The organism is Moorena sp. SIO1G6, assembly GCF_010672795.1.
GTDB classification, from domain to species: Bacteria; Cyanobacteriota; Cyanobacteriia; order Cyanobacteriales; family Coleofasciculaceae; genus Moorena; species Moorena producens.
This window is the reverse complement of record NZ_JAAHFZ010000128.1, coordinates 1-5,013: the sequence shown is the minus strand read 5'-3', so window position 1 is coordinate 5,013 and position 5,013 is coordinate 1. Positions and strand designations below refer to the sequence as shown.

6 protein-coding genes are annotated in these 5,013 nt (G+C 46.4%); 4 read left to right on the top strand and 2 right to left on the bottom strand.

The window, feature by feature from the left end:
- Positions 1–295: 295 nt before the first annotated feature.
- Positions 296–844, bottom strand: a complete 549-nt coding sequence (locus F6K63_RS36260) for an NUDIX hydrolase (protein ID WP_287314934.1) — start codon at positions 842–844, stop codon at positions 296–298.
- A gap of 422 nt (positions 845–1,266) precedes the next feature.
- Between F6K63_RS36260 and F6K63_RS36255 the strand changes: the two genes are divergently transcribed.
- The 3 genes from F6K63_RS36255 to F6K63_RS36245 all read left to right on the top strand — a co-directional run bounded on the left by F6K63_RS36255 (position 1,267) and on the right by F6K63_RS36245 (position 4,120).
- Positions 1,267–2,382: a dipeptide epimerase gene (locus tag F6K63_RS36255; RefSeq protein ID WP_287314932.1), complete on the top strand. Its 1,116-nt coding sequence runs from the start codon at positions 1,267–1,269 to the stop codon at positions 2,380–2,382.
- Positions 2,366–3,424: an N-acetyltransferase DgcN family protein gene (locus F6K63_RS36250; RefSeq protein WP_008187231.1), complete on the top strand. Its 1,059-nt coding sequence runs from the start codon at positions 2,366–2,368 to the stop codon at positions 3,422–3,424. Before F6K63_RS36255 ends, F6K63_RS36250 begins: the two co-directional genes overlap by 17 nt.
- A gap of 189 nt (positions 3,425–3,613) precedes the next feature.
- Positions 3,614–4,120: a DUF3172 domain-containing protein gene (locus F6K63_RS36245; RefSeq protein ID WP_008187233.1), complete on the top strand. Its 507-nt coding sequence runs from the start codon at positions 3,614–3,616 to the stop codon at positions 4,118–4,120.
- 65 nt (positions 4,121–4,185) lie between these two features.
- On the opposite strand, the gene F6K63_RS36240 is transcribed toward F6K63_RS36245, so the two are convergent.
- On the bottom strand, positions 4,186–4,755 hold the full coding sequence (locus F6K63_RS36240) for a hypothetical protein (RefSeq protein WP_287314930.1): 570 nt from the start codon (positions 4,753–4,755) through the stop codon (positions 4,186–4,188).
- Here F6K63_RS36240 and F6K63_RS36235 point away from each other — a divergent pair.
- The gene (locus F6K63_RS36235; RefSeq protein WP_287314929.1) at positions 4,754–4,894 is read left to right on the top strand and encodes a hypothetical protein; all 141 of its coding nucleotides are present in this window, start codon (positions 4,754–4,756) and stop codon (positions 4,892–4,894) included. The two genes, F6K63_RS36240 and F6K63_RS36235, sit on opposite strands and share 2 nt — an antisense overlap.
- Positions 4,895–5,013: the final 119 nt, after the last annotated feature.

Genomic DNA, 5,013 nt, shown 5'->3' with positions numbered 1-5,013 from the left:
TTATGCGGATCAGGGGGGTTAGGTAACAGGATTTGGGAAATGTCGTTGTCAGTCAATGGTTGGTGAGCACTCAATCGCTAAAAACCTGCACCGGTTCTAGGGAGCGAACCTATAAGTCATAGCTTATAACGACTGATGCCCGATGCTGAATTTATTATTATTTTTGATTTAGGGAAGCCGATGGAACCAGACTCTGAAGACTCTTAGGGATTTGGGTGATTCGTGATTCCATAGCGCTGCACCCAAGTAAGAATTAAGCTATCAGCAGACAGCTGATAGCTTAATTCTTACTAATTTACGACAAAAATTTCAAGCCTAAAAACAAAGCAGCAATTGTTCCAGAAACACAAATTTCTCCTTGTTCAATTTTTTTCATAACCTCGTCTACAGGTACCAAAAAAATTTCAACCTCTTCGGTAATATCTAGATTTTGAGTACCCGATGGTTGAGCTTCTTGCGCCATAATTAAATTAATTTTATTGGTATCTTTTACCGGATTATCATATAAAGTTGCTAAGGAAACCATATGCTCGGAAACATAACCAGTCTCTTCTTCTAATTCCCTAGCAGCTGCTTTTATACTATCTTCTTCCATTGAGTTGAAACCACCCCCAGGGAGTTCCAATAAAATTTCTCCCACTCCATGGCGATATTGACGGACAAAAACAACATTGCGATCGCAAGTAATTGCCAGTATCAGCACAATATCTGGTCTAACATTGATGAAGTAGTCATCAACAACTTGACCACTGGGTAATTCCACTTCATCTTGCCTGACTCGACACCATTGGTTGTCAAAAACCAACTTTGATTTAAGGGTTTTCCATGGCTTTATTGAAATCATTAAATTACTGAATAATTACAAAACTATAAGTTAAAGTATGAAGGATAAAGGTTTAAGGTTACCGGTTGATTTAGAGGTTGAAGGTTACAGGTTGAAGGTTGAAGGTTGAAGGTTACAGGTTGAAGGTTACAGGTTGTAGGTTGTAGGTTATAGGTTACACCTTATAGGCGGCAGATGATCGGGCACACCTATTCCTCACCATCGTCCTAGTAGAGTATAACCTTGGCCAATAGGCCACGCTACGCGAACAAGCTACCCTACAAGGGAAGCCTCAGGCGAACAACCAAATAACTTTCAAACCTACCCTACGGGAACGCCAAAGGCGAACAACCAACTAACCTCCAACCTTAAACCAACTAACCTCCAACCTTAAACCAAACCACCTTCAACCTTAAACTAAATAACCATATACTAAATAAACAATGCGTATTGGCGTTGAAACCTTCACGGTACATAAGCGGTTCCCTTTAACCATCAGTCGTGGCACCACCTCTGAAACCACCAATGTCTGGGTCAGGATAGAACAGGAGGGTATTGAAGCGTGGGGGGAAGGGTCTCCGTTTTCCCTAGGAAAGGCAACTAGGCTCAGCAGTAGCTCGTCAGATCTAGGCACAGAGGGTTTCCTGCCCCCCACCCCCCATAAGCAAACTACGGAGATTCTGCTGGAAGCCCTAGAGGTGGTTATCCCGATGCTGGAGGCATTTAGTCCTTGGGAACACCAACAAATTGAACGGGTGTTGGAGGAAGTACAGGTGCCATCAGCAGCTTGGGCGTCTATTGATTTGGCAATACATGACTGGTTAGGGAAGCGGGTGGGATTGCCCCTCTGGCGGCTGTGGGGATTGAACCGCCGCCGAATTGTGCCAATTTCCGCTACGGTAGGCATTAGTGACCCAGAAAAGGCCAGGCAACGGGTGCAGGACTGGATTCCCATGACTGGTGCTCATGTACTGAAAATTAAATTAGGTTCACCTGACGGGATTGCTGCTGATCAACAGATGCTGCTGGCCATTCGAGATGAGGCACCAGAAGCCGAGTTGAGTGTAGATGCCAATGGGGGTTGGAGTTTGGAGGAAGGGGTAGAGATGTGTAACTGGCTGGCAAGTCAGGGAGTGAGGCATGTGGAACAACCCCTCGCTCCGGGAAAAGAGGTTGATTTACCCCAGTTGTATAAGCAATCCCCTTTACCAATTTTTGTGGATGAAAGTTGCAAGACTTGCCAAGATATTCCGCCATTGGCAAACTGTGTCCATGGTATTAACATCAAACTAATGAAATCCGGTGGTTTAACTGAGGCAATACGGATGGTGCATACCGCAAAAGCTTGTGGGTTGCAGGTGATGTTTGGTTGCTATTCTGACAGTACTCTGGCCAATACAGCAGCTTCTCATCTCTCACCACTGGCAGATTATCTAGATTTAGACAGCCACTTAAACCTAGTAGATGACCCCTTCTTAGGGGCAACCCTACAAAATGGGCATTTGATACCGAATAATTTACCAGGACTGGGGGTGAAACGCCGTGAATTTAACCACTAATCGGCGTATTGCGATTCTACTCCATGAAGGGTTTCTTGGTTCAAAAGGCAAAACCGGACTGACTCTGTTACGGTATTGCCCAACGGAGATTGTGGTAGTGATTGACCACCAGTGTGCTGGGGAATCTTTGTCTAAATTAACTGGAATTAAGGTTAATGTCCCGATTGTAGATTCTGTGTCTGCTGCCCTAGCTTATCAACCGGATATCCTAGCCATTGGTATTGCGCCATCTGGGGGAGCATTACCAGAGCCTTGGTGGCAGGAGGTGAAAGTAGGGGTTGGAGCAGGGTTATCGATTATCAATGGTTTGCATACTCCCATGGCATCTGACCCAGAGTTACAGAAATTACTGCAAGACGGTCAGGTAATTTGGGATATTCGTCGGGAACCGAAGGGATTAGGCATAGCAAGTGCTCAAGCGCGATCGCTACCTTGTCAGCGCATCTTGACAGTAGGTACAGATATGGCAGTGGGCAAAATGTCAGCAGCTCTAGAGTTATATCTGTGCGCCCAACGTCAGGGCATATCATCGAAGTTCCTAGCAACTGGTCAAGCTGGCATTATGATTTCTGGGGATGGCATTCCCTTGGATGGGATTCGGGTAGACTTTGCGGCTGGTGCTGTGGAACAAATGGTATTGCGCTATGGTAATGACCACGACTTATTGATCGTAGAAGGGCAAGGTTCTCTGTTGCATCCTGGTTCTACAGCTACTCTACCGCTAATTCGAGGAACTCAGCCGACGGGATTACTATTGGTGCATCGAGCCGGACAGAAGTCTGTTCGTAATCATGACCATGTGTCGATTCCCCCATTAACCAAGGTGATTGAGCTTTACGAGACCGTTGCTAGTGCTGGTGGGGCATTTGGTCAGGTCAAGGTGATTGCGATCGCACTTAATACTGGCCACTTGGATGATCAAGCTGCCCGGTCGGCAATTGAACAGGTACAAACAGAGACTGGCCTACCTTGTACCGATGCCGTGCGATTTGGAGCAGATGTATTGTTGAAAGCAGCAATTGGTGATAATGAGTCGGGTTAAGACAAAACTATCCTGTACCTCGTCAGTATGATAAACGCTATAAAAATGTTTCCCAGCTTCCCAGCTCCCCATCTCCGGATTAATCTTGGCGTACCTGGCATACTGAAAGAAGGGGGCAAGTAGCAACTACTCCCAGGAAATCTTGACCCAGCAAATTCTAAACGTTAATTCAAACGTTAATTCAATCCAATGAAACGTGAATCCAACAGTTCTAATGGGATACCTGAACTTAATTACACAACCTTAGCGATTCTTGGTGGGGTTTTTGTCTTGGGACTTGGAGTTGGTATTGCTTTTAGCTCTGGTGCCACTCTCAACCCAGAAAATGTTGCCTCTCGTGAAGTGATTGACCGCAGCGCACCCAACCCAGAGCTTTGTATTCAGTATGGTGCCAGTGCGATGGTGACAGATATGCAAGTTTTCGTGACTCTCAATCCCTTTAATGTGTATGTGACTCAGCCCAAGATGCGACCTGGGTGTGTTTTACGTCGGAATAACTGGTCAATTCTAGAACAGAGGAGGCTGATCTCATCGGAACAGGTACGGGAATGCAAAAACAGGATGAATACTTTTGGTTTCACTGGTGTGCTTGAAGGTTCACCGGAAATCCGCTGTATCTATCAAAACGATGCAACCGGTAACTTGTTCCTCAACCAAGGTGGTGCCACCGGACCACGGGAAACCGATCAGTTTTAAAGGTTGAACAAGATGAGTGACGCATTCCCCCACCACGAGAACGCAGGTGGGGGTCAAGGAACTGCCTATTGTGTTATAGTTAATTTAGCTTGAGCGGTACGGCAAAGGACAGAACAAGATTCTGAGCAACCTAGAGGCACGACCTGTAAATCCTTTGTAGTCGGTTTATATACGTCAGACTCTAGGTAAAAGTTTATAATACAAGCCCCATAGCGGAAGCGATGCAGCGCGGTCTTGGGGAGCCAGTGCGGTCTTCGGGGTTTCCCCCATGAGCAACTGGCGTGGTTTCCCCCACTCGCTATTGCATCAAGACAACGACTTGGGGGAATAGTAAGCGCAAAAGTTCTGGCAACAGGCGCGAGAATGCCGCCTGTCGCGAGGGATAAAACCTTGTAATTAAGACGGACACCCCCACCACGAGAACGCAGGTGGGGGAAGCATTCATGGGTGTTTGGTTGTTTGCCCTTGGGTGCATCAGTTGTTAAGCTTTTGCTACCACAGAAGCTAACATAAATTGCTTCGACTTGATGGAGATAGGGGAAGCGAGAGATAGTAAACGCGATGTTCCTTTGGAACCGCTTCGCGAACGCATCCCAATCAATCTCAGGACAATCGAAGTAATAATCCCCTACCATGGGGATAGCGATCGCAAGGGGAGAAAGCTCAGGGGATGACGGCTCACAGGGGTTAGGGGACCGGTCCCCATTACCGATTAGCCATTACCGATTAGCCATTACCCATTACCGATTAGCCATTACCCATTACCCTGACTGACGGACACTTTTTTTTGTACATTTAGCAGTACATTTAGGCGCAGGCATCAAATTCCTGAATCAGGCAGAAGGTAATCTTCTGATAATAGCGGTCACGAGCTTTTTGGGAAGGGAAACAAG

Excerpts from the sequence above, each read along its gene's own strand:
- F6K63_RS36260 (WP_287314934.1), bottom strand. The coding sequence starts at position 844 with ATGATTTCAATAAAGCCATGGAAAACCCTTAAATCAAAGTTGGTTTTT.
- F6K63_RS36235 (WP_287314929.1), top strand. The coding sequence starts at position 4,754 with ATGGGGATAGCGATCGCAAGGGGAGAAAGCTCAGGGGATGACGGCTCA.
- F6K63_RS36240 (WP_287314930.1), bottom strand. The coding sequence starts at position 4,755 with ATGGTAGGGGATTATTACTTCGATTGTCCTGAGATTGATTGGGATGCG.
- F6K63_RS36245 (WP_008187233.1), top strand. The coding sequence starts at position 3,614 with ATGAAACGTGAATCCAACAGTTCTAATGGGATACCTGAACTTAATTAC.
- F6K63_RS36255 (WP_287314932.1), top strand. The coding sequence starts at position 1,267 with ATGCGTATTGGCGTTGAAACCTTCACGGTACATAAGCGGTTCCCTTTA.